Below are 1,737 nucleotides of genomic sequence, written 5' to 3'. Positions count from 1 at the left end.
GGCGCCAAGGGCATGGGCTTCACCGATGCCGGGCAGATGTGGCGCAGTGGCTATGACATGCCGCCGGAGCAGATCGGCCCGGAAACCGATCGCCTGTGGGAACAGGTCAAGCCGATGTACGAGCAGCTGCACTGCTACGCGCGCGGCAAGCTGGACAAGACCTATGGCAAGGACAAGGCCGAGGTGGGCAACGGCCTGATCGCCGCGCACCTGATGGGCAACATGTGGCAGCAGGACTGGTCCAACCTGTGGGACCAGCTGGAACCGTACCCGGGCGCCGGCAGCCTGGACATCACTGCAGCGCTGGAAAAGCAGTACCAGACCAACCTGAGCGCGGCGCTGGCCAAGGCCGGCAAGGATGCAAACGTAGCCGCGCAGTACAAGGCGCAACGCGAGGCCGAACTGCGCACCGCCAAGCAGATGACCGAGCGTGCACAGGACTTCTACGTATCGCTGGGCATGCCGTCGTTGCCGCAGTCGTACTGGGACAAGACCCAGTTCATCAAGCCCGATGACCGCGACGTGGTCTGCCACGCCAGTGCGTGGGACATGAACATGGAAGGCGATGTGCGCACCAAGATGTGCATCAAGCCCAACGAAGAGAACTTCACCACCATCTACCACGAACTGGGCCACATCTATTACGACCTGGCCTACAACCCGCTGCCGCCGCTGTTCCAGGGCGGTGCCAACGATGGCTTCCATGAAGCGATCGGCGACACCATCGTGCTGGCGATGACGCCGAAGTACCTCAGCTCGATCGGGCTGGTCGACGCGCCGACCGAGAGCCGCGAAGCGGTCATCAACAACCAGATGCGCATGGCGCTGTCGGGTGTGTCGTTCCTGCCGTTCGGCCTGATGATCGACCGCTGGCGCTGGGGCGTGTTCGATGGTTCGATCACCGCGGACAACTACAACAAGGCCTGGTGGGACCTGAAGGCCAAGTACCAGGGCGTGGCACCGGCCAGCGCCCGTGGCGAGGAGTTCTTTGATCCGGGTGCCAAGTACCACGTGCCGGGCAACACCCCGTACACCCGCTACTTCCTGGCGCGCATCCTGCAGTTCCAGTTCTACAAGGGCCTGTGCGATGCCTCCGGCTTCAAGGGCCCGCTGCACGAGTGCACCTTCTACGGCAACAAGGAAGCCGGCCAGAAGTACTGGGCGATGCTGAGCAAGGGCGCCAGCCAGCCGTGGCAGGCCACGCTGAAGGAACTGACCGGCTCGGACAAGCTCGATGCCGGCCCGATGATCGAGTACTTCAGCCCGGTCAACGCCTGGTTGAAACAGCAGAACGAAGGCCAGATGTGCGGTTGGCAGGCCAGCGCGGCACCGGCRGCGGCGGCGAAATGAAAGAAGGGGCGGGTCCGCGAGGATCCGCCCCTTTCCATTTCGGTAGTGCCGGCCGCTGGCCGGCATTGCCGAAATGAGGATCAGTTGCTCTTCTTCGCCGCCAGCTGTGCGGCCAGCGCGGCCTTGAATTCCTCGAAGGTCTGCCCCTTCTCGTTGGCTTCGGCCTGCGCCGCATCGCGCAGCGCATCCGAGTAAATCAAACGCACCGGTGTGCCCTGTCGTTCGTGCAGTTCACCGGCCTGCATGATCAGCGCCAGCACCTGGGCGGCACTTTCGCTCTGGCCGGCGATGCGGCCATCCATGCCCAGCACCCATTCGCCATCGCGGCGGACGACGCCGGCCAGCAGCGTGCGCTGCGTGTCGCGCAGTTCGGCATGCGGCTCGACG

At 64.3% G+C, this 1,737-nt stretch carries 2 protein-coding genes; one reads left to right on the top strand and one right to left on the bottom strand.

The features are described 5' to 3' along the window. The coding region (locus AB4Y84_RS20885; RefSeq protein WP_442250842.1) for a M2 family metallopeptidase at positions 1-1,350 on the top strand (1,350 nt) is incomplete at its 5' end. An 80-nt stretch (positions 1,351-1,430) separates the two neighbouring features. On the opposite strand, the gene AB4Y84_RS20880 is transcribed toward AB4Y84_RS20885, so the two are convergent. Then, on the bottom strand, positions 1,431-1,737 hold a 307-nt coding region (locus AB4Y84_RS20880; protein ID WP_442250841.1), incomplete at its 5' end, for a hypothetical protein.

It is taken from the genome of Stenotrophomonas sp. 2YAF22, assembly GCF_052114665.1.
Lineage (GTDB): Bacteria > Pseudomonadota > Gammaproteobacteria > Xanthomonadales > Xanthomonadaceae > Stenotrophomonas > Stenotrophomonas indicatrix.
This window is presented reverse-complemented; position numbering and strand designations above follow the sequence as displayed.